The sequence below is a fragment of the Streptomyces sp. NPDC085524 genome (assembly GCF_044541755.1).
Lineage (GTDB): Bacteria > Actinomycetota > Actinomycetes > Streptomycetales > Streptomycetaceae > Streptomyces.
Genome location: NZ_JBITTH010000004.1, coordinates 165,668 through 187,586, shown reverse-complemented (window position 1 = coordinate 187,586; position 21,919 = coordinate 165,668). Strand labels below are relative to the sequence as shown.

Sequence of the window (21,919 nt, the reverse complement as noted above, 5' to 3'; positions counted from 1 at the left end):
AGGGACTTGGACGATGACCACGCTCACCGCCGCATCCGCCGCATCCGCCGCATCCGCCGCACCGACCGCATCCGCTCGTGCCACCTCCACCGTTCCCGGCGTCAGCCGCGCGGTCAACCGGGCCGCCCACGCGGCCGCCCTCACCCTCCTGCCCAGCGGACTGTGGAGGATCGCCATGGCGGTCGGCATCGACGTCGGCTGGGGACCCGGCAGCGGCCTGGAGCCCGAACTGTTCCCCGGAGTGTGGTCCTTGTACCTGGTCGGTCTCAGCGTTTTCGCCGAATGCCTCGGCCTGCTCACACTCGGACTCGTCCAGCGCTGGGGCGAGGTGCTGCCCGGCTGGGTCCCGTGGCTCGGCGGCCGCCGGATCCCGCCCCTCGCCGCCGTCGTCCCCGCAGCCCTCGGCGCGGCCGCCGTGACCGTGACCGGCGTGATGGGCCTGTTCACCTGGGGCTCCAACATGACGGAGGCCTACGCCCCCGCCGGAGGCCACTGGTGGCTCATGACCCTCTGCTACGCCCCGCTGGTGCTCTGGGGCCCGCTGCTCGCGGTCGTCACGGCCGCCTACTGGCGCCGCCGCCGGCTCCACGGCTGATGCGACGAAATTCGCTGGTAAGGGGGTTCGGAGAGGGGCAGAGTGAGTCGTGCGGGGAGCAACAAAAGGTCCGGGACAGCCACTTCGAGCGCGCCTCAGGGCGCGGGCTGTCCCGGACCTCTCGTACGTCGTACCGGCTACGCGGCGCCCAGCAGGCGCTCCAGCACCACCGCGATGCCGTCCTCCTCGTTGGAGGTCGTCACCTCGTCGGCCACCGCCTTGAGTTCCGCATGGGCGTTGGCCATGGCCACCCCGTGCGCGGCCCAGCCGAACATCGGGATGTCATTGGGCATGTCGCCGAAGGCGATGGTCTCCGCCGCCTTCACCTTCAGCCGCCGGGCGGCCAGCGACAGCCCGGTGGCCTTGGTCAGCCCCAGCGGCAGGATCTCCACGATGCCCGGACCCGCCATCACGACGTCGACCAGGCTGCCCACGGTCTGCCGGGCCACCTGGACGAGCGCGTCGTCGTCCAGCCCGGGGTGCTGGATGTACAGCTTGTTCAGCGGAGCCGTCCACATGGCGGCGGTGTCCTCCAGGTAGAGGGCCGGGAGGCCCTCCTGCACCTGGTAGCCGGGCCCGAAGAGCACCTCGCCGTCGACCCCGTCCCGGCTGGCGGCCAGGGCCAGCGGACCGATCTCCGCCTCGATCTTCGACAGGGCCAGCCCGGCCAGCTGCCGGTCCAGCGTCACCGAGGTCAGCAGCCGGTGCGCACCGGCGTCGTAGACCTGTGCACCCTGCCCGCACACGGCGATCCCCTTGTAGCCGAGGTCGTCGAGTACGTGCCGGGTCCAGGGCACGGCCCGGCCGGTGACGATGATGTGGGCCGCGCCCGCCGCGGTGGCCGCGGCGAGCGCTTCACGGGTGCGTTCCGAGACGGTGTCGTCGCCACGCAGCAGCGTGCCGTCGAGATCGGTCGCGACGAGCTTGTACGGGAACGGGACCGGGGTCACTTGGTGATCGGCTCCAGGACCTCGCGGCCGCCGAGGTACGGACGCAGGGCCTCGGGCACCCGCACGGAGCCGTCGGCGAGCTGGTGGTTCTCGAGGATCGCGACGATCGTGCGCGGTACGGCGCACAGCGTGCCGTTCAGCGTGGACAGCGGCTGGGTCTTCTTGCCGTCCCGGTAGCGGATCGACAGGCGGCGGGCCTGGAAGCCGTCGCAGTTCGAGGCGGAGGTCAGCTCGCGGTACTTGCCCTGCGTCGGGATCCACGCCTCGCAGTCGAACTTGCGGGAGGCGGAGGCGCCCAGGTCACCGGTGGCGACGTCGATCACCTGGAAGGGCAGCTCGAGGCTGGTCAGCCACTGCTTCTCCCACTCCAGCAGACGCTGGTGCTCGGCCTCGGCGTCCTCCGGAGCGACGTACGAGAACATCTCGACCTTGTCGAACTGGTGGACGCGGAAAATGCCGCGGGTGTCCTTGCCGTACGTACCGGCCTCACGGCGGAAGCACGGGGAGAAGCCGGCGTACCGCAGCGGAAGCTTGTCGGCGTCGATGATCTCGTCCATGTGGTACGCCGCGAGCGGGACCTCGGAGGTGCCGACCAGGTAGTAGTCGTCCTTCTCCAGGTGGTAGACGTTCTCGGCGGCCTGGCCGAGGAAGCCGGTGCCCTCCATGGCGCGCGGGCGGACCAGCGCCGGGGTCAGCATCGGGATGAAGCCCGCGGCGGTGGCCTGCGCGATCGCCGCGTTGACCAGGGCGAGCTCCAGCAGGGCGCCGACACCGGTCAGGTAGTAGAAGCGCGAGCCCGACACCTTCGCGCCGCGCTCGACGTCGATGGCGCCCAGCAGCTCGCCGAGCTCCAGGTGGTCCTTGGGCTCGAAGCCTTCGGCGGCGAAGTCGCGGATGGTGCCGTGCGTCTCCAGGACGGTGAAGTCCTCCTCGCCGCCGACGGGGACGTCCTCGTGGACGATGTTGCCGAGCTTGAGGAGCAGCTGCTTCGCGACCTCGTCGGCCTCGTTCTGCTCGGCCTCGGCGGCCTTGACGTCCTGCTTGAGCTGCTCGGCCTTCTTGAGCAGCTCGGTGCGCTCCTCGGGGGAGGCCTTGGGGACGAGCTTGCCGAGCGACCTCTGCTCATTGCGCAGTTCGTCGAAGCGCATGCCAGAGGACCTGCGGCGCTCGTCGGCGGAGAGCAGTGCGTCGACGAGTTCGACGTCCTCTCCACGAGCGCGCTGCGAGGCGCGGACACGGTCAGGGTCTTCACGGAGCAGCCGGAGGTCAATCACCCCTCCAGGCTACCGGGCTGGGCTTCCTGGGATCACACCGATATCACGCTGCGTGTCGCTATGTCCTAATTGCGGCGAATGGATAAGTCTCGGAGGGGCGGCCGGAAGTGATCGTTCCCGGGGGGTCGATAAAACCGGCCCATTCCCCGAAAAGGGGCAAGGTGCCGACCGGGGGCCGAGCCCTGAGCAGGGCCGGAGCCCTTCCTTGTCCACAGGAATTCGCAGCCGGCCGATCTTATCCACAGGCTGTGTGCCGCATCTGTGGACACGCGAATAGATCATTCCTGATCGGTGGGCGGTCGAGGCGAATCAGGGTTCAAACCGCCCTCACACACTCATTCGGGTGGGAATGGCTCGCCCCAAAGAGTTGATCGGTGATACGGGGGTGACGCCGTTCACCTTCCGCTCTCCAGCGCGAAACCTGGGTCCTGCGGCCGATATGTCGACCTTGTCGTGCCGCCCTGTCGACTTGTCCCCAGGCCTGGGCCTCGGCCTGTGGATAACTCTGTGGACAGTGGACGGAGGACTACGCGCGGCCGTCGAGACAGCGAGTCAGCCAGTCGGAGGCGTCCGTGAAGTCACCGTCGGAGGTTCCCGGCCTGGGGGCACCGACGTCACCCAGAGCGACACCGGCCCGCGGGTAGGAACCGAGGAAGCGGACCTGGGGGCAGGTCCTCTTGAGCCCCATGAGCGCCTCGCCGACCCTGCGGTCGGAGATGTGGCCCTCGGCGTCGACGGCGAAGCAGTAGTTGCCGATGCCCGCGCCGGTCGGCCGGGACTGGATCAGCATCAGGTTGACTCCGCGCACGGCGAACTCCTGGAGGAGTTCCAGCAGCGCACCGGGACGGTCGTCGCCGAGCCACAGTACGACCGAGGTCTTGTCGGCGCCCGTCGGGGCGGCGGGCCGGGCCGGGCGTCCGACGAGCACGAACCGGGTCTCGGCGTTCTCCGCGTCGTGGATCTCGGTGACGAGCGGTACGAGCCCGTAGGTGGCGGCCGCGAACTCGCCGGCGAAGGCCGCGTCGAAACGGCCCTCCTGGACCAGCCGGGCGCCGTCGGCGTTGGAGGCGGCCGACTCCCACACCGCGTCCGGCAGGTTCGCCCGCAGCCAGTTGCGCACCTGCGGCTGGGCCACCGGGTGCCCGGTGACGGTCTTGACGTCGGACAGCGCGGTACCGGGTCGCACGAGCAGCGCGAAGGCGATGGGCAGCAGCACTTCGCGGTAGATCATCAGGGGTTCGCCGGAGGCGAGCTCGTCCAGGGTGGCGGTGACCCCGCCCTCGACGGAGTTCTCGATCGGGACGAGGGCGGCAGCGGCCTCGCCGTTGCGCACGGCGTCCAGGGCGGCCGGAACGGACACCATCGGGACGAGCTCCCGGGTGGCGGCTTCCGGGAGCGTACGGAGGGCGGCTTCGGTGAAGGTGCCCTCGGGACCGAGATACGTGAAGCGGGTGGCCGACATGCGGTCAGCCTAATGCCGGGATGCCCGGCCCCGTGGTGCCGTTCACCCTTCGAGCAGGCGCTGTCCCACGTACTCCCCGGGGCGCGGTCCGGGCGGGACGGCGTAGAGGCCGCTGGACTCGTGCCGGATGAACTCCGACAGCGCGTCGCCGCGGTCGAGCTTGCGCTGGACGGGCACGAAACCGCGCAGCGGATCGGCCTGCCAGCAGATGAAGAGGAGCCCCGCATCGGGGGCGCCGTCGGCGCCGATCCCGTCGTGGAAGGAGAAGGGGCGCCGCAGCATGGCGGCCCCGCCGTTCTGTGCGGGGGCGGAGATCCGGGCATGGGCGTTGGAAGGGATGACGGGCTTGCCGTCGGTCCCGAACTTGTTGAGGTCCATCGGGGTGGTCTCGGTGCCGCCGGTCAGCGGGGCACCGTTGGCCTTGGTACGGCCGATGACCTGCTCCTGCTGGGCGAGCGACTGCTTGTCCCAGTCGTCGAGGAGCATGCGGATGCGCCGTACGACGGCGTACGAGCCTCCGGCCATCCATGCGTGCTCGGCCGGTCCGGGGCCCGCGGCGGGAACGAAGATCCGCTTGTCGAAGTCGGGCTGTGCGGGCTTCGGGTTGCCCGTGCCGTCGATCTGGCCCATCAGGTTGCGGGCGGTCATCGGCGTGCCGGTGGCGCCGGGGGACCGGTTGAAACCGTTCATCTGCCAGCGGACCCGGGCGGCGTCCCCGGCGTCCTTCTGGAGGGCGCGCAGGGCGTGGAACGCGACGAGTCCGTCGTTCGAGCCGATCTGGACCCACAGGTCGCCGTTGCTGCGCTGGGGGTCGAGCCGGTCGGAGGAGAAGTCCGGGAGCGGGTCGAGGGCGGCGGGGCGCCGGGACGTGAGACCGGTGCGCTCGAAGAAGGAGTGGCCGAAGCCGAAGGTGACGGTGAGGGAGGACGGGCCGGCGTCGAGGGCGATGCCGCTGTCGGAGGTCGGGGCGGTCTCGCCCGCCATCAGCCGGCGGGCGGTGTCGGACCAGCGGCGCATCAGTGCTGCCGCCTCGGTGCGGCCCGCGCCCGCGGCGAGGTCGAAGGCGAGGACATGGCCCTTGGCCTGGAGGGGGGTGGTGATGCCGGCCTGGTGGTCCCCGTCGAAGGCGACCTGGGTGGCGCCGAGGGAGGACAGGCTCCCCGGGCCGCCGGACCCGGTCCCGGAGCCACTGCCGGGGTCGGCGAGTGCGGAGTGCGCGAAGGCACCGCCTGCTGCGCCGAGTGCCAGCCCGGCGGCGCCTGCGGCACCGACGGTGCCCAGCAGCCGGCGCCGGGAGATCTCGATGTCGGGGTTGCTCTCGGTCACGCTGTTCAGCCGATCTTCACGTTCTTCTGGACGGTCGTCTGGTCGATGTCGGAGGTACGGACGGTCACGTCGATACGCCATTCGCCGGCGAGCGGCAGCTGGACTCCGGATGCGGTCCAGTGTCCGGGTGCGGCGTGGTCCGGGACCAGCGGCAGGGGCCCGATGTCCTTGGCGGGCAGGGTGAATGCGATCTTGACCTCGGGGAGGTCGAGGGGCTTGCCGTCTCCGGAGTCGGCCCACAGGTGCAGGGTGTTGGCGCCGACCCGGCCGGGGTCGAGCTCCAGCCGGACGGATCCCTTGCCGTTCGGACCGCCGGTGTCGAACGGCAGGGTGATCTTGACTGCCCGGTCGGGTACGGCCGGGGCCGCGGCTCCGCCGCGCGTCGTTTCCCGCTCCACGGTACGTCCGGGTTCGGTGCTGGTGAGGACCGTGGTGACGGCCAGCAGGACGACGGCGACGGCGGCTTCGGCGAGGACGGAACGGCGCAGGCCCGCGCGCCCGGTGTCCGCGTCACGGGCCCGCTTCTCGGCTGCGTTCTCGCGGGCGGCGCGCTGGCGGGCCAGCTGGGCGGCGCGCTTGGGGTCGGCCGGGACGGTGACGGACTCGGTTTCACGTGAAACATCGGTGGTGATGGCGCCGGCGGCGGTCGCCTTGGCCGTTTCACGTGAAACATCACCGGCCGTCCCTGCTTCGGCCGCCGGGGTATCGGCGAGCCGGCCGGTCCATTTGCGGGACACGTAGGCGAGGGCGATGAGGACGGCGACCAGGCCGACCTTCACGAGCAGCAGCCGTCCGTAGTCGGTTCCGGTGAGTGCCGACCAGCTGCCGACCTGGCGCCAGGACTGGTACACACCGGTCACGGCCAGGACCAGGACGCTCACGAAGGCGACCCTGGAGAAGCGCCGGACGGCGGCCCGCTCGACCCCGGGGACCTTGTGTAGGGCGATGAGCAGGGCTGCGAGACCGCCGAGCCAGGTGGCCGCGGCCAGCAGGTGGAGGATGTCGGCGGGCATGGCGATGCCGGGCTGGATACCGGTCGACGCGTGCTCGGCCAGGGCCCAGGTGGCAGCGATGCCCGCCGAGACGACCGTGCCGCCGATGGCCAGGCCGAAGGTGAGGTCGTCGGTGTCCCGGGTCCCCTCCGCATCGTCGGCCGAGCCCTCCGCAGTGGTCGCGGAGTCCTGCTGGCGGCGGGCGTAGACGCCGAGGAGGACCGCGATGAAGAGGGCGGCGGCGCCCAGCAGGAGCAGCCGGGAGACGAGTGAGGCGCCGGTCTTGGTCGTCAGGACGGCCCGCAGCCCGTCGAGGTCGAAGGCGTCGGCGAACTTCCCGGACCCGGTGTAGGGGGTGCGGAGCACCAGCATCACGAGGGTGGCGGTGGTCAGGGTGACCCAGGCGCGGACGACGAGCTTCTGGAGCGGTCGCTGCGCCGCGCCCCGGCGCCAGCACAGCAGGATGAAGGCGGCCGCACCGACGAGGACGGTGAAGCCGGCGTAGGCGGCGTAGCGGGCGATCCCGTAGGCGATGCCCACCGGGCCGCCGCCCGCCTGCTGGGCGGGCAGCTTGACGGTGGTGGTGGAGGGGGCGCCGACGGAGAAGGTGAAGGCACCGGAGATCGGGTGGCTGTCGGCGGAGACGGCCTGCCAGGCGACGGTGTACGTCCCGTTGGGCAGGCCGCTGCGCAGGGCGGTGCCGTAGCGGACGGTGTTCCCGCTGCACAGGTCGCGCAGTTCGCCGGTGTCCACCCGCTTGCCCTGGGGGTCCAGGATGCGGATGGAGTCTCCTCCCATGGCGACCTGCTCGGAGAAGGAGAGCGTGACCTGGGCGGGGGCCGTGGCGACCACCGCCCCGTCCTTGGGGTCGCTCGCGGTGAGTGCTGCGTGCGCCGTGGCCGGGGCGGCCGCGGTGAACAGGGTTGCCAGCAGGGCTGCGAGGACCAGCGCGAGCCGCGGCAGGAGTGCCGTGGCGCGGACGCGGGCCGCGGAGGGGGCGGTGGTCGTCATGGCGTGTCAGTCCCTCGGTGCGGGTCCGTCAGTGACCGTTGCTGTTCTGGGCGTTGTACGTCCGTTCCTTCACGTCCAGCTCGACCTTGACCGGATCGGCCTTCTCGAAGTGCAGCTCGACCGTGACCTTCTCGCCGACCTTCGGGGTGTTCTTGAGGCCCATGAACATGACGTGGTTGCCGCCGCGTTCCAGCGCGAGTTCACCGTTGGCGGGCACGTCCATGGACGCGACCTGCTGCATCTTCTGGTCCTTGGTCTCGTGGATCTGCAGATCGTCGGAGAGCGGGGAGGTGACGCCGGTGAGCTTGTCGGCGGTCTTGGAGTCGTTCTTGATCACCATGAACGCGCCGGCCATCTTGTCGTTGACGGGCTCGGGCATGTAGCCGCCGCTGACCGTCATCTTCGGCTTGCCGCTGCCGGAGTCGCCGGAGTCGGAGGAGCAGCCGGATATGGCGAGTGCGGCCGTCAGGGAGAGGGCGGCGGCGAGGGTGCGGGTGGTGCGGGCGTTCACGGGTTCTCTCCCTTGATGATCTTCGGCAGGTCCTTGGTGTAGTCGTCGACGGTGGCGCCCTCGCCGTAGAGGACGTAGCCCTCGTCGGTCTTGGGCGAGAACGCGATGACCTGGGCGCCGTGCATGGAGACGACGCTGCCGTCGGCCTCCTTCTTGGCGGCCTCGATACCGATGCCGAGCGTGCGCGCGGCGGCCTGGATGGTGGCGAAGTCCCCGGTGAGTCCGACGAACGCCGGGTCCTGCGCCTTGAGCCACGCGCCGAGGGATTCGGGAGTGTCCCGGTCGGGGTCGGTGGTGACGAACACGACCTGGAGGTTGTCCTGGTCGGCCTTGGGGAGTGCCTTCTTGGCGACGGCGATGTTGCTCATCGTCAGGGGGCACACGTCGGGGCAGTTGGTGTAGCCGAAGTAGATGAGCGTCGGCCTGCCCTTGGTCTGCTCGCGCAGGTTCCACGGCTTGCCGGTGGTGTCCGTGAGGACGAGTTCCGGCTTGGTGAAGGGGCGGTCGAGGACGGTCGCTGCCTTGTTGCTGCTCTGGCCGCCGGAGATCTGGGTGACCGAGCCGGGCTTGGCGGACTCGCCGCCGCAGGCGGTGAGGGTGAGTGCGGCCGCTGCGATGAGCGCGGCGACCGTCACACGTGTGGTGCGCATGAAGAGGTGTCCCTGGGATCGGGGATGGGTCGGGAGGGTCGGGAGGGTCAGACGGAGCGGCGGCGGGAGGCGACGCCGAAGGCGACACCGCCGAGCCCGACGACGATGCCGGCGATGCCGAGGGCGCGCGCCGTGTTGTCGGCACCGTGCCCGGCGCCGGCCTCGTCGTGGGCCGTGTCATGGCCGGTCTTGTCGTTCTTGGCGTTCTTGTCGTCGCTGTGGTGGTCGTCGGCGGCCTTGGCGGCGGTGAGCTTCAGGACGGGCGCCGGGTTCTGCGGTTCCGCGGCGCCTTCCTTGGGCTCCTCGATCCAGCGGACGACCTCGCCGTTGTCGTAGGTCTGGATGGACTTGAAGACCATCTTGTCCGCGTCCTCGGGCAGCTTGCCCACGGAGAGCGGGAACTGCTGGAACTTGCCGGGCTCGATCTTGCCGCCGGTCCAGGTGACCTTCGTGACGGCTTCGTTGATCTGCTTGCCGTGGACGGTGAGCGGCTTGTCGAGCTTGCTCTTCTCGACGGTCACGGTCCAGCCGGGGACGTCCTGCGGCATGACGGACGTGAGCGGCTGGTCCACGGGGAAGTTGACCTCCAGCTGCGTGGTCGAGGCGTTGTCGCGCTCGTTGGGGACCTTGAAGTTGATCGTCGCGTAGCCGCCCTTGGTGGCCTCTCCGGGCTGGACGCCGACGTGGGCGAAAGCGGTACCGGACAGGACGAGGACGGTACCGGCGGCGAGGGCGGCGGCGAAGGAGACGCGAGAGGTCTTCATGGCAGGAACACTCCACGGAAGCAGTGGTGACGGTGGCTCCGCGCGCGGGCGCGCGCGGAGTTCGCGGCACCGGTGTTCCCGTCGTGTGCCGGGGAAGGCGGGTGCCGCGTCAGGCTGCGAGGGCGAGCGCCGTGGGCGGCCCGCGCCTGATCACCGTGTGCTGGAGTGCCTCACGGCCGGTGGAGGCCGCGGGGTCGGACCCGGTGCGCGCGGTCTGCCGGGCCACGTCCGGTGCACCCGGGAGTCCGGCGCCGAGGGCCCGTACGAGGGCCAGCGCGGCGCGCAGCGGGCGGACCGGGGCGGCTTCGGCGGAAAGCCGGGACAGTTCGAGGAGCCGGGAGAGCGCGGCGTCACCGCGGCCGAGCAGCCATCCGGCGGCCAGCGCTGCGAGCAGGTGGCCGATGAGCATGGCCGGGGTGAGCAGCCCGGTGGCGGGCGCGGCCGTGGCGGCGCCGCCCATGTGTGCGTGTGCGGCGTGGCCCTGTGCGGCGAGGCCTCCGGCCTGTGCGGCCAGTGCCGCCGGGTCCAGGCCGGCGCTCTCCAGGACCTGCCGGGCGTCGGCCGGGCTGAGCGGTACGGAGTTGCCCCCGCACACCAGCCGGGCGGCGAGCGCCGCTAGCGAGGCGTCGTCGGCGGGGCCGCCGACCGGTGCCCGGCCGGCCGCGGCGCTGTGCTGGCCGAGGCCGAACAGCGTGTGCAGGGCCAGTTGTCCGGTGGCGAGCGCGGCGGTGATGGCGGGCAGTGTGCGCCGGCGTCCTGCGAGCGGGGCCGCGACCGCGAAGAGCGCGGCGAAGCCGAGGCACAGGGACCACCAGGGCACGGTGGCGCAGGACGCCAGGGCGTGCCCGGCCCCGGACAGCACGACACAGACCGCGGTGAACACCGCGGCCCGGATCATCCGGAGCCCGGCTCCGGAGTGTGTCGCGTGGGGGGCAGTCATGGCCGGGCCATCATCGCACTGGGCCTGGGTCATTCATACGGCAGGTCCGGAAGGTCCCTTGAGTCCGCTCGGGGGATGGCTCGAGACGGGTCCGCCTCCGGGTCCTTGCGGACGCCGCATACACCGGTGTCCGGGAGAGCCGCCATCGGCCGAACGGGGGCATTGCGTGTCCGGGTGGCTGCGGAGCGCTTACGACCGCCTGCGGGCGGCAATAGGTATCCGTATGAGCATCTGGTGGTCTCTCCACTTGAGGCGCGAAGCCGCGAGCGTGCCGCTCGCCAGGCGACTGCTGCTCGGGACGATGGAGACCGCGGGGGTGGACCCGGACATCTCCTTCGACCTCTCGGTGGCCCTGAGCGAGGCGTGTGCGAACGCGGTGGAGCACGGAGGGCGCAGCGATCTTCCGCACGAGACCGAGGCGTACCACGTCACGGCCTATCTGGACGGGGACCGCTGCCGCATCGAGGTGAGCGATTCGGGGCCGGGTTTTCCCGCCGCCACGGTGGCGCGTCGCAGACCCTCCCTGGCCGAGAGCGGCCGGGGCCTGCACCTGATCGCGGAACTGGCCGACCACGTCCGCTTCCGCAACCGGCCGGGCCGGGGTGCGGTGGTCAGCTTCGACAAGATCCTCAAGTGGCGTGACGACGCGCTGCTGAAGGTCTCGTAGGCCGTGCCGGTGGGCGGGGCCCCGTACGGGATCCCGCCCACCGGCACGTGCGAGTCGGGCGTCAGCCCTTGAGGCGTGCCATCCAGGCCTCGACCTCGACGGAGGTGCGGGGCAGTCCGGCCGACAGGTTCCGGTTGCCGTCCTCGGTGACGAGGATGTCGTCCTCGATCCGGACGCCGATGCCGCGGTACTCCTCGGGCACGGTCAGGTCGTCGGCCTGGAAGTACAGACCGGGCTCGACGGTGAGGCACATGCCCGGCTCCAGGGTGCCGTCGACGTACGCCTCGGTGCGCGCGGCGGCGCAGTCGTGGACGTCCATGCCGAGCATGTGGCCGGTGCCGTGCAGGGTCCAGCGGCGCTGCAGGCCGAGCTCCAGGACGCGCTCGACCGGGCCCTCGAGCAGACCCCACTCGACGAGCTTCTCGGCCAGCACGTGCTGGGAGGCGTCGTGGAAGTCGCGGAACTTGGCGCCCGGCTTGACGGCGGCGATGCCGGCTTCCTGGGACTCGTAGACCGCGTCGTAGATCTTGCGCTGGATGTCGGTGTACGTGCCGTTGATGGGCAGCGTGCGGGTGACGTCGGCGGTGTAGAGGGAGTGGGTCTCCACGCCGGCGTCGAGCAGCAGCAGGTCGCCGGAGCGGACGTCGCCGTCGTTGCGGACCCAGTGCAGGGTGCAGGCGTGGGGGCCGGCGGCGCAGATGGAGCCGTAGCCGACGTCGTTGCCCTCGACGCGGGCGCGCAGGAAGAAGGTGCCCTCGATGTAGCGCTCGGAGGTGGCCTCCGCCTTGTCGAGGACCTTCACGACGTCCTCGAAGCCGCGGACGGTGGAGTCGACGGCCTTCTGCAGCTCGCCGATCTCGAACTCGTCCTTCACCGCGCGGGCCTCGGAGAGGTAGACGCGCAGTTCCTCGTCGCGCTCCTTGGTCACCTTGTCGGTGAGGGCGGTCTCGATGACGGAGTCGTGGCCGCGGACGTTGCGGACCGGGCCCTCGGCCTCGGCCAGGGCCTCGGCGAGCTCGCGCACGTCCTTGGCCGGGATGCCCAGGAGCTGCTCGGCCTCGGCGAGGGAGTGGCGGCGGCCGACCCACAGCTCGCCCTGGCCGGAGAGCCAGAACTCGCCGTTCTCGCGGTTGGAGCGGGGCAGCAGGTAGATCGTGGCGGTGTGCCCGGTCTCCCCCGCGGGTTCCAGGACGAGGACGCCGTTCTCGGTCTGGTCGCCGGTGAGGTAGGCGTACTCGGTCGAGGCGCGGAAGGGGTACTCCGTGTCGTTCGAGCGGGTCTTCAGGCGGCCTGCGGAGATGACGAGGCGCTCGCCGGGGAAGCGTGCGGACAGCGCGGCGCGGCGGGCGGCGGTGTGCGCGGCCTGGGCGATGGGCTCCAGCCCGTGCAGCTCGGTGTCGGCCCAGCCGGTGCGCATGCTTTCGGCGAGTTCGTCGCTGACGCCCGGGTACAGACCGTTCTTGCGCTGCTTGTGCGTCTTCTTGGGCTGCTCTTCTTCCGGGGTCTCCGGGGTGAGCTCGTCAGCCACGTCTTCTCCTCAGCTACGACAGACACGGACCTGGGTGTGGACCTCATCCATCGTATGTGTGAGCGGAAGGCCCCCGGAGGCCGTGTGCTATATCGCACAAAAAGCGACAAAGCGGCAATATCCTCAATGCTTGCAAGAGGGACGACGGGGGCGTCCGCTACGGAACGCGTCGGATCATTCGAACCGTGCGGCGAGCAGGACGACGTCCTCGGGGGCGTCTCCCGGCTCCGTTCCGGGCAGCAGGGTCCGCAGGATGTGGTCGCAGATCGCTCCCGGATCCTCCCGGGCGACACGGGGGACCCCCGCGGCCGCCGCGTGCAGCCGGGCGTAGGCCCGGTCCATCGGGTCCCCGGTGCGGCGCAGCAGCCCGTCGGTGTACAGCAGCACCGTTTCTCCGGAGGCGGGCTCGATGTCCACGCTCGGCGCCTCCCAGCAGGACAGCATCCCGAGCGGCGCGGAGAGGGAGGTCTCCACGTACTCGGTGCGGCGCTCGCCGATGAGGAGCGGCGGGGCGTGCCCGGCACCAGCCAAGATGATCTTGTTCGGCTGTCCCGCGCCGGGGCCCGCGGGCTCGCAGTAGGCGAAGAGGGCGGTCGCCGAGCGCGCCGGCTCGGTCAGCCGCAGCAGCAGTTCCAGGTCGGACAGGACCGCGACCGGGTCCTCGCCCTCCATGACGGCGTACGCGCGCAGGGAGGCGCGCAGTCGTCCCATGGCGGCGACGGCGCTCGGCCCGGAGCCGGTGACGGATCCGACGGCCAGTCCCAGGGCGCCCTCGGGCAGCGGCAGGGCGTCGTACCAGTCGCCTCCGCCATGGGGTCCCGTGTGGTGGCGGGCCGCGAGCTGGACGCCGGGGATCCGGGGCAGCCGGCTGGGCAGCAGCTCCTCGGCGACGGTGGCCAGGCGGGAGCGGGAGCGCTCGACCTCCAGCATCCGGGCCAGGTGCTCGGCGGCGTGCCGCACGTAGAGCCCGACGAGGTCGCGCTGGCGGTCGTTCGGCTCGGCCTGCTCGTCGTAGAGCCAGACCGCGGCTCCGAGCAGGCCGGTGGCCTCGGCGGTCAGCGGCAGCGCGTAGCTGGCGGCGTACCCGAGGCGGGCGGCGACCTCGCGGTGGCGGGGGTCGAGGGGGGCGTCGAAGCCCCCGGTGCCGGCGGGCGCGTCCGGTTCGGGGAGCACCTCGGAGCCGCCGTGCGCGTCCGGCAGTCCGTCGAGGATGCGCCCGTACGAGGTCGCGCTGCGCGGCACGGTCTCGATGTGGCCGAGGTCGGCGTGGCCGAGGCCGAGGCCGATCGTGGTGGTGGGGCCGAGTCCGTCCGAGGGCTCCAGGACGACCAGTCCGCGGCGGGCGCCGACGAGGGAGGCCCCGGCCCGCAGGAACTCGTGGAGCGAGTCGTCGAGCCGGCTGGTCCGGGCGAGGCGCTCGGTGAGCTCGTGGAGGGTGGTGAGGTCCGAGACCATGCCGGCGAGCCGGTCCTGGATGAGGCTGCCCGGGGCGGCCGCAGGGGGCGGCGCGGCCTGGGCGGGGGTGGTCCGCGCGGGTGTGGGCGCAGCAGTGTGCGGTGACGCGGTAACTGCTGGATCGATTCCAGCCACTTTCGGCAGATGCGGAGCGTTCACGGCGTCCGCCTTTCCACCTGGTGCGATTCGCCGTATAGCATCGCAAACCCCCAGATCGTGCTGCGTCGCCATCAAGGAATCCACATCTACACGCACACACGGATCCATGTCCAGCATTGCCCAGGTGGGAATCCTGGTGTCCGTGAGGCGGCAACTCACCGTCCGGCCAAGGCTAGAACTTGGCTGGAAAAAGCTGGAACCGGACGGTTTTTACGATCGACTGGACGGGCCCGGCGAGGGGTCCGGGTACGTAACCGGTAGTGCCCGGGGCCAGTTGGAACCGCCCCGCGCGAGTCGCCGTCCTTAGCGGCGGCAGCCGGTCTCGGTGCCGGCGCGGGTCGCGCTCCATGCCCGCCGGACGTTTGATGGACCCGTAAGACGACTGCACGAACCGTGTGAACCTGCTTCTGGTGGACAGTGACGCGAAACGTGTACGTGTGGTGAGACACCGGTTACGTGGTGTGATGTGGCCCTCGGCGTTCAACGGAAAGGAACGAGCGCTCATGCGCGAGATCCTCGGAAGGCGTCTCCAGCGACTCCGCGACCGCTTTCGATCCCTGCGCCCCTCCCCGGAACGGCCGGCCGGCGCAGCGCCGGCCCTCCTCGACGCGGCGCTCGAGTGCGCCACCGTCCGGCAGTGGCCCGTCCTGCCCGGCGTCGGCCGGTCCGCCGCGGACGGCTCGCGCTGTGCCTGCCCCGACCCCGACTGCGTCGTTCCCGGCGCGCACCCCTTCGACCCGGGGCTGCTCGCGGCCACCACCGACCCCCGGATGGTGGCCTGGTGGTGGACGCGGCGGCCTGCCGCGCCGGTGCTGCTGGCCACCGGCGGGACGGCGCCGTGCGCGGTGAGCCTGCCGGCCGGGGCCGCGGCGCGCGCCCTCGTACGGCTGGACGCCCAAGGGCTGCGGCTGGGGCCGGTCGTGGCCACGCCGACCCGCTGGTCGGTGCTGGTGGCGCCGTATTCGCTGGAGCGGCTCGGCGAACTCCTCTACGCCAAGGACCACGTGCCCTCCTCGCTGCGCTTCCACGGCGAGGGCGGCTACCTGTTGCTGCCGCCCTCGGCCGCGTCCAGCGGTGGCCGGGTGCGCTGGGAACGGGAGCCGGGCGCGGGGAGCGACCTGTGGCTGCCCGAGGTCGAAGCGGTCGTGGACGCACTGGTCGAGGCGAGCAGCGGCGCACCCGGCGGCGGCAGCCGACTTGCATACTGATCACTCGTACGGGTGCCAGCAGTACGGGTTTCCAGGGGAATTGGGCGCGGGGATCTCCGGGCCCCATTCCCGCGTCGCTATCTTCGGCGAATGAATCTCCGCCTGATCGGTATCGGCGCCGGTGTGCTGGCCATCCTGTCCCTCCCGCTCGCGGGAGCGATCGCCGGGCCGGATTCTGCCGGTCAGGACGACGGAAAAGGCGGCGGCCTGTTCTCGACGCTGGGCCTTTCGGACTCCTCGAAGGAGTCTTCCCGGTCTCGCGGGTCTTCCACGGGGGCTCCGCACCCGGCGGCACCCGGTGCCGCCGGGCAGCATCCCGGCCCTGCCGTCGCACCGCGTTCCGACGCCCGCTGCGGTCCCGAACTGTCCTCTCCGCACGGGGTGGAGGCGCAGACCTGCGTGCTGGTGGGCGAGGGGCAGACGTGGGGCCGGAGTTACTACCGCAACACGAGCGGTCGGGCACTGGATGCCGTGCTGACGGTGATGGGTCCCGCCGGACGCACCGTGCAGATCCGGTGCGTGGTCGGTGAGGGGGACGAACCGGGGCTGTGCGAGACGCCGAAAGAGGCTTCTGCGGGGGCTCCGGAGAGCTACTCGGCCGTTTCGGAATTTGCCGTTCCGGATGACGGGGGCGAGCTGCTGCTGCGGTCCGGGAGCAACTCACCGGTACCGGGTGACGGTTGAGCACCGCAGGAAATGAAGGGCCCGGTCGCTGGCGACGGGGGATGCACCAGCGACCGGGCTACAAGAACGGTAACAAGAGATCGCCTGTTCGCAAATTCGATCTCCGATATTCAGACATCGATTTGCAGACGATTAGCGGGAGTTGTGACCCCTGTCACCGGGTCCGCGCGGGGCGCGGACGGGGGGAAGGGGTCAGCTGAGGGTCACCTGGCGGTTGGTGAGCCCGCCGCGTGCCCGGCGCTCCTCCGTGGTCAGCGGTGCGTCCGTGGCCAGGGCCTCGGCCAGCCGCTCCGCGAACTCCGCCGCGGGCTTCTCCACGTCCTCCGCGGTGACCCCGGTGGGGAGGTCCCAGACGGGGACCATCAGGCCGTGCGCGCGGAAGGAGCCGACGAGCTTCGTGCCCTCGCCGAGCGAGGAGGTGCCGGCCGCGTGCAGCCGCGCGAGGGCGTCGAGCAGCTTCTCCTCGGGGTGCGGCATGACCCAGCGCAGGTGGTTCTTGTCCGGGGTCTCGCACCAGTAGGCCGCGTCCACACCGGTCAGCTTGACGGTGGGAATGGCGGCGGCGTTGGCGCGCTCCAGGGAGGCGGCGATCTCCGGGGAGGCGTTCTGAGCGCTCTCCGATTCCGGAATCCAGAATTCGAACCCGGTGTGGACAACCGGCTCGAAACCGCTGTCGGCGTCCAGGAGATCCTGAAGTCGCGGCCCCTCGGCGGGAACCCGGCGGGCCGCCACGGGAGTCCCCGGGTCCGCCACGAGCGCACGCTCCAGGGTGTCGGCCAGATCGCGGCCGAGGTCCCCGCTGGACGAGTCGTTCTGCAGGCCGAGCAGGACGGAACCGTCCTCGCGGCGCAGTGCCGGCCACGCCATGGGCAGTACGGTCACCAGCGTCACGGACGGAACCCCCTCGGGCAGACCGCCCTTGAGGGTCAGCGGCACGGTGGCCGCGGGCACGAGCTCGCGCAGCGCGACCCAGTCGCACTCGCCCGGCAGGCCCTCGAAGGGGCGCCGCACGTGCTCGGTGACGGCGTGCGCGGCGGCTGCGCCGTGGCACGCCTTGTAGCGGCGCCCGGATCCGCAGGGACAGGGCTCGCGGGCGCCCACCACGGGGATTTCGCCATTGGTGATCTGCGGCTTTGCAGTCTTGGCTGCGGGGCGCTTCTTGGCCATCGTGGGTGTCTCCCGGTTGCGGCGGTACGGCGTCGTGTCTGGGCGCGAGCCTAGCCGTTCGTACCGCCGGAACCGGTGGGGTGCGGCCGGGAGCACGGTCGGCGTGCGCTCCCGGACGGCCGCTTGTCTCTTCCCGCGTGGTCCAGTTGTCGTCGAGCGGTGTTCTGTTGTTCTTCTGTTCTGTCGGTCCGATGTCGTGTCGTGTCGGATGTCGGTCCGTTGTTGCCGTTGTCGTTCCGTGTGTCGCCTTCAGAGATCGAGATCGTCGAAGGCGGTACCGAAGTCGATCGCCGGGGCCGCAACGCGCGTAGCGAAATCCTCGTGCCGGGGCCCACAGGCGACGATCACCCACACGGTGACCTCACCCGCCGCTCCGTCCCGGACACCCCAGTCCTGGGCCAGGGCGCTGATGATGTTCAGCCCCCGGCCGCCGCGCGCGGTGACCGAGGGCGTGGCCGGAACGGGACGCGTGGGCCCGCCCCCGTCCGTGACCTCGACCGTCAGTCGCCCCGCTGTGTCGAAGCGCCATGCGGCGCGTATCTCCCCGTCCCCGACTTCCCGTGAGCCCAGCGGCCGACCGTGTCGGCAAGCGTTGCTGAGCAGTTCGGAAAGGATCAGTACGGCATCGTCCACGACCGATTCGGACACTCCGCTGATCCGCAATTGCTCGCGCATCCGGTGTCTCGCCTCGCCCACGCCCGCAGGACCATGGCGTACATCCATGTACGACGACGTGGGCACTTCCTGTGCCACCACCAACGCCACCCCCGGAACCTCCTTAGCCCCACGCATGGTCTGGATGCCCCAATGGCCTGGACCGGAAACCGCCGGAGCGGGGCCCTCTGACGCATTCGTACCGGCCGAATGCGGAGCGGATGCGCCGGTGCACACCCTGTTATGGACGGGGTGGGCGTGGCCAGTGGGCAAATGGGGACGTCAGCGGCCCAGTTGGGACAGAACCTGACGGGGTCTGTTCGTGATGATTGCTTCCACGCCGAGATCAGCGCAGAGCTGAACGTCTTCCGGATCGTTCACGGTCCATACGTGTACGGAGTGGCCCGCGCTCTGGAGCTTGCGGATGTAGCCGGGGTGGTTGCGCACGATCCGCATCCCCGGCCCGGCGATGTGCACGCCGGCCGGGAGCCGCCCGCCCCGCATGCGGGGCGGGATGAACTGCATCAGGTACACGGTCGGGATCGTCGGGGCCGCCGCCCGTACCCGGTGCAGGGAGCGGGCCGAGAAGCTCATGACGCGGACCGGGTGCGGCCCCTCGGCGGGCGGGCTGTCCAGGCCGAAGCGCTTGAGGAGGAAGAGGAGCCGTTCTTCCACCTGTCCGGCCCAGCGGGTCGGGTGTTTCGTCTCGATCGCCAGCTGGACGGGCCGGCCGGCGTCGGACACGAGCTCCAGGAGCCGCTCCAGGGTGAGGACCGAGGTGCGCTCGGGGTCGTCCCAGTCGGGGGACTCCTCGCGGTCCTTCCAGGAGCCGAAGTCGAGGGCGGCGAGGTCGGCGAGCTCCAGGGCCGAGACGGCGCCGCGGCCGTTGGAGGTGCGGTTCACCCGGCGGTCGTGCACCAGGACCAGATGGCCGTCGGCGGTCAGCCGGATGTCGCATTCGAGGGCGTCCGCGCCGTCGCCGATGGCCTTTCGGTAGGCGGTCAGCGTGTGCTCGGGCGCATCCTCCGAGGCGCCCCGGTGGGCGACGACCTGGATGGGGTGCGGCGTTGCGTGGGTCACCGGGTCATGGTGCCACCGGGGGGACCCCGGGCGTCGGGGACGAGTCCTTCGAATGCATCCGAAATGTCGGATATAAAGAATGGGGAGAGACGCACAGGTCCGGCTTACAGTGCTCTGACGGGTGATGGGAAAGGCTTTGCCCAGGAACTTGTGTGGCCAGTCGAACGTTCAGTCGGACCGACTGCACGAGATGTGCCGGAGATTTCTGAAGCCGTGTGTGACGAGGAGAGAGCGCTGTGAGCACCGAGAACGAGGGCACCGCGGCCCCCAAGCACCCCGCGGCCCCGTCCACACCCCCTGCTCAGGGCTCCGAGACGCAGGTGGACGGAACGGCGGCCGCTCCGCAGCCCGCCGACGCACCGCCGGCGCCCCCCGCGGCTCCGGCCCCGGCCGTCGAGCCCACCGCGGCGCCCCCTGCGGCCGCGCCCGCCGCCGAGCACACCCAGCAGCTTCCGCCGACCCCTGCGCCGGGGGCCGAGCACACCCAGCAGCTCCCGCCGACCCCTGCGTCCGGGGCTCCGGCGTACCCCGCCCCGGGCTACGGCCAGGCCCCCGCGGCACCCGCGCCGGCCGCGCACGGCGCCGAGGTCTGGCCTCCTGCGCCGCCTGCCGTGCCCGCGTACGGCGGGGGCGGCCAGGGGGGCCACGGCGGCTGGGGGGCTCCCCCGGTGGCCGGCGGTGCCGCTCCGGGCAAGCCGAAGGGCAAGGGCGGCCTGATCGCGGGCGTGCTCGTGGCGGCCCTCATCGCGGGCGGCATCGGCGGCGGCGTCGGCTACTGGGCCGCCGACCGCAGCAACAACGGCACCGGCTCGACCACGATCTCCGCGGGCAACACGCCGAAGGACGTCAAGCGCGAGGCCGGTTCCATCGCGGGCCTGGCCGCCGCCGCGCTGCCCAGCGTCGTCACCATCGAGGCCTCGGCCGGCGACGGCGAGGGCGGCACCGGCACCGGCTTCATCTACGACCAGCAGGGCCACATCCTCACGAACAACCACGTGGTGGCCTCTGCCGCCAACGGCGGCAAGCTCTCGGCGACCTTCTCCAACGGCAAGAAGTACGAGGCCGAGGTCGTCGGCCGGGCACAGGGCTACGACGTCGCCGTCATCAAGCTGAAGAACCCGCCGGCCGGCCTCAAGCCGCTGGCGCTCGGCGACTCCGAGAACGTCGCGGTCGGCGACCCCACCATCGCGATCGGCGCCCCCTTCGGCCTGTCGAACACGGTCACCACCGGCATCGTCAGCGCCAAGAACCGCCCGGTCGCCTCGGGAGACGGCTCCGGCGGCAAGAACTCCTACATGAGCGCGCTCCAGACGGACGCCTCGATCAACCCGGGCAACTCCGGCGGCCCGCTGCTCGACGGGCGCGGCGCCGTCATCGGCATCAACTCCGCCATCCAGTCGGCCGGCAACGGCGGCTTCGGCGGCGGCCAGGCCGGTTCCATCGGCCTCGGCTTCGCCATCCCGATCAACCAGGCGAAGAACGTCGCCGAGTCCCTCATCAAGACGGGCAAGCCGGTCTACCCGGTGATCTCGGTCTCCGTGGACCTCCAGTCCAAGGCCGAGGGCGCCAAGATCTCCGAGCAGGGCGCGGCTGCCAACGAGCTGGTCGACCCGAACGGCCCGGCCGGCAAGGCGGGCCTCAAGCCCGGCGACGTCATCACCGAGTTCGGCGGCAAGCCGGTCGACAGCGGCCCGACCCTGATCAGCATGATCTGGACGTACAAGCCCGGCGACACGGTGAAGCTCACCTACCTGCGCAGCGGCAAGCCGACCACGGTGGACATCACGCTCGGCTCCCGGGTCGGCGACAAGTAGGACCCAGGGCCCACGGGCCTGATCCGAGGGAGAGGGGGCCGTAGGCGGGATTCGCCTACGGCCCCTCCCAACGTCCGCTTATGCTTCACAGGTGTTCGATTCCCGGCACATACGGACGTTCCACGAGGTGGTCGCCTCCGGTTCCTACTCGGCGGCCGCCCGCGTCCTGGGGTACACCCAGCCCGCCATCACCCAGCAGATGAAGGCGCTGGAACGCGCCGTCGGAACCCCGCTGTTCACCCGCGTGGGCCGGAAGATGCAGCTCACCGAGGCCGGGGAGTCCCTGTCCCGGCACGCCGAGACGATCCTCGGCAGCCTCTCGGCCGCCGAGGGCCAGCTGAAGGCGTACGCGCGTCTGCGCACCGGCCGGGTAAGGCTCTGCGGCTTCCCCAGCGCCAACGCCACCCTGGTCCCCGAAGCCCTGAGCGCGCTGGCGAAGGACCACCCCGGTGTACAGGTCGAGCTGCTGGAGGGGGAGCCGCCCGAGTCGCTGCGCCGCCTGGAGCGCGGGGAGTGCGACATCACGCTGGCCTTCACCTATCCCGGGCTCCACGAGGAGATCCCGGAGGAGGTGACCGAGGTCAGGCTGCTGGAGGACCAGCTGACCGTCCTGCTCCCGACCGGGCATCCGCTGGCCCGGCGCAGGGCCGTCCACCTGGCCGATCTGGCCGAGGAGCGGTGGATCGCAGGCTGCCCGCGCTGCCGCGCCAACCTGCTGCACGAGTGCGCCGAGCTGGGTTTCGTACCCGACGTCCGCTTCGCCACCGACGACAACCTGGTGGTGCAGAGCCTGGTCGCGCAGGGACTGGGCGTGGCGATGATGCCCGCACTGGTCCTGCCCTCGCTCTCGCTCAGCAAGGTCTGCGGGCGGGCACTGGAGCCGGCCGCGCGGCGCCACATCTCGGCCTACGTGTACCGGGACCACCTGCGCATCCCGGCGACGGCCGTGGTGCTCGGCGCCCTCAAGCGGGTGGCGGCGAACCGGGTCGGCTGCTGACCTCACCACCCTCAACCCATAAGCAGTGCTT

The 21,919-nt window shown here is 71.3% G+C and carries 19 protein-coding genes and 1 pseudogene; 6 read left to right on the top strand and 14 right to left on the bottom strand.

From position 1 onward, the window contains the following. Positions 1–13 precede the first annotated feature (13 nt). The gene (locus ACIGFK_RS07790; protein ID WP_386467313.1) at positions 14–595 is read left to right on the top strand and encodes a hypothetical protein; all 582 of its coding nucleotides are present in this window, start codon (positions 14–16) and stop codon (positions 593–595) included. A gap of 137 nt (positions 596–732) precedes the next feature. On the opposite strand, the gene ACIGFK_RS07785 is transcribed toward ACIGFK_RS07790, so the two are convergent. The 9 genes from ACIGFK_RS07785 to ACIGFK_RS07745 all read right to left on the bottom strand — a co-directional run bounded on the left by ACIGFK_RS07785 (position 733) and on the right by ACIGFK_RS07745 (position 10,475). Then, positions 733–1,545, bottom strand: a complete 813-nt coding sequence (locus ACIGFK_RS07785) for an HAD family hydrolase (RefSeq protein ID WP_376658421.1) — start codon at positions 1,543–1,545, stop codon at positions 733–735. Then, positions 1,542–2,819: a serine--tRNA ligase gene (serS, locus tag ACIGFK_RS07780; RefSeq protein WP_376658422.1), complete on the bottom strand. Its 1,278-nt coding sequence runs from the start codon at positions 2,817–2,819 to the stop codon at positions 1,542–1,544. The genes ACIGFK_RS07785 and serS overlap by 4 nt, the downstream gene beginning before the upstream one ends. Positions 2,820–3,345: 526 nt before the next feature. After that, the gene (gene pheA, locus ACIGFK_RS07775) at positions 3,346–4,281 is read right to left on the bottom strand and encodes a prephenate dehydratase (RefSeq protein ID WP_376658423.1); all 936 of its coding nucleotides are present in this window, start codon (positions 4,279–4,281) and stop codon (positions 3,346–3,348) included. Positions 4,282–4,323: 42 nt separating this feature from the next. Next, entirely contained in the window at positions 4,324–5,688 is a 1,365-nt protein-coding gene (gene efeB, locus ACIGFK_RS07770; protein WP_376658424.1) for an iron uptake transporter deferrochelatase/peroxidase subunit, read from the bottom strand. Further along, positions 5,613–7,610 carry a copper resistance CopC/CopD family protein gene (locus tag ACIGFK_RS07765; RefSeq protein ID WP_376658425.1) on the bottom strand — a complete coding sequence of 666 codons (1,998 nt, stop codon included), beginning with the start codon at positions 7,608–7,610 and terminating at the stop codon, positions 5,613–5,615. The genes efeB and ACIGFK_RS07765 overlap by 76 nt, the downstream gene beginning before the upstream one ends. A 28-nt stretch (positions 7,611–7,638) precedes the next feature. After that, complete coding sequence (locus ACIGFK_RS07760; RefSeq protein ID WP_376658426.1) at positions 7,639–8,121, bottom strand: copper chaperone PCu(A)C; 483 nt, start codon at positions 8,119–8,121, stop codon at positions 7,639–7,641. Continuing rightward, a complete protein-coding gene (locus ACIGFK_RS07755) occupies positions 8,118–8,771 on the bottom strand; it encodes an SCO family protein (protein WP_376658427.1) in 654 nt (217 codons plus the stop codon). Before ACIGFK_RS07755 ends, ACIGFK_RS07760 begins: the two co-directional genes overlap by 4 nt. Before the next feature lie 47 nt (positions 8,772–8,818). Beyond that, positions 8,819–9,535 (bottom strand): YcnI family protein, encoded by a 717-nt coding sequence (locus ACIGFK_RS07750; RefSeq protein ID WP_386467318.1) that lies wholly within the window; start codon positions 9,533–9,535, stop codon positions 8,819–8,821. 109 nt (positions 9,536–9,644) lie between these two features. After that, complete coding sequence (locus tag ACIGFK_RS07745; RefSeq protein ID WP_400050939.1) at positions 9,645–10,475, bottom strand: hypothetical protein; 831 nt, start codon at positions 10,473–10,475, stop codon at positions 9,645–9,647. Between the two features lie 223 nt (positions 10,476–10,698). Between ACIGFK_RS07745 and ACIGFK_RS07740 the strand changes: the two genes are divergently transcribed. Then, on the top strand, positions 10,699–11,142 hold the full coding sequence (locus ACIGFK_RS07740; protein WP_386467322.1) for an ATP-binding protein: 444 nt from the start codon (positions 10,699–10,701) through the stop codon (positions 11,140–11,142). Between the two features lie 61 nt (positions 11,143–11,203). Here the strand turns inward: ACIGFK_RS07740 and ACIGFK_RS07735 are convergent, their stop codons facing one another. Both ACIGFK_RS07735 and ACIGFK_RS07730 read right to left on the bottom strand, forming a co-directional pair. Then, complete coding sequence (locus ACIGFK_RS07735) at positions 11,204–12,670, bottom strand: aminopeptidase P family protein (protein ID WP_376658431.1); 1,467 nt, start codon at positions 12,668–12,670, stop codon at positions 11,204–11,206. 174 nt (positions 12,671–12,844) lie between these two features. Further along, positions 12,845–14,401: a PP2C family protein-serine/threonine phosphatase gene (locus ACIGFK_RS07730; RefSeq protein WP_400050937.1), complete on the bottom strand. Its 1,557-nt coding sequence runs from the start codon at positions 14,399–14,401 to the stop codon at positions 12,845–12,847. Between the two features lie 386 nt (positions 14,402–14,787). On the opposite strand from ACIGFK_RS07730, the gene ACIGFK_RS07725 reads away from it, so the two are divergent. Both ACIGFK_RS07725 and ACIGFK_RS07720 read left to right on the top strand, forming a co-directional pair. Next, positions 14,788–15,492 (top strand): bifunctional DNA primase/polymerase, encoded by a 705-nt coding sequence (locus tag ACIGFK_RS07725; RefSeq protein ID WP_386467326.1) that lies wholly within the window; start codon positions 14,788–14,790, stop codon positions 15,490–15,492. A 90-nt stretch (positions 15,493–15,582) separates the two neighbouring features. Continuing rightward, complete coding sequence (locus ACIGFK_RS07720; protein ID WP_376658434.1) at positions 15,583–16,176, top strand: hypothetical protein; 594 nt, start codon at positions 15,583–15,585, stop codon at positions 16,174–16,176. A 192-nt stretch (positions 16,177–16,368) separates the two neighbouring features. On the opposite strand, the gene ACIGFK_RS07715 is transcribed toward ACIGFK_RS07720, so the two are convergent. The 3 genes and pseudogenes from ACIGFK_RS07715 to ACIGFK_RS07705 all read right to left on the bottom strand — a co-directional run bounded on the left by ACIGFK_RS07715 (position 16,369) and on the right by ACIGFK_RS07705 (position 19,077). Beyond that, complete coding sequence (locus tag ACIGFK_RS07715) at positions 16,369–17,343, bottom strand: DUF5926 family protein (RefSeq protein WP_376658435.1); 975 nt, start codon at positions 17,341–17,343, stop codon at positions 16,369–16,371. 249 nt (positions 17,344–17,592) lie between these two features. Further along, a pseudogene (locus ACIGFK_RS07710) lies at positions 17,593–18,194 on the bottom strand (ATP-binding protein). An 85-nt stretch (positions 18,195–18,279) separates the two neighbouring features. Then, positions 18,280–19,077 (bottom strand): glycerophosphodiester phosphodiesterase, encoded by a 798-nt coding sequence (locus tag ACIGFK_RS07705; protein ID WP_376658436.1) that lies wholly within the window; start codon positions 19,075–19,077, stop codon positions 18,280–18,282. Between the two features lie 236 nt (positions 19,078–19,313). On the opposite strand from ACIGFK_RS07705, the gene ACIGFK_RS07700 reads away from it, so the two are divergent. Both ACIGFK_RS07700 and ACIGFK_RS07695 read left to right on the top strand, forming a co-directional pair. Next, entirely contained in the window at positions 19,314–20,891 is a 1,578-nt protein-coding gene (locus ACIGFK_RS07700) for a S1C family serine protease (RefSeq protein ID WP_386467330.1), read from the top strand. 91 nt (positions 20,892–20,982) lie between these two features. After that, complete coding sequence (locus ACIGFK_RS07695; RefSeq protein ID WP_376658438.1) at positions 20,983–21,888, top strand: LysR family transcriptional regulator; 906 nt, start codon at positions 20,983–20,985, stop codon at positions 21,886–21,888. The last annotated feature ends 31 nt before the right edge of the window (positions 21,889–21,919 follow it).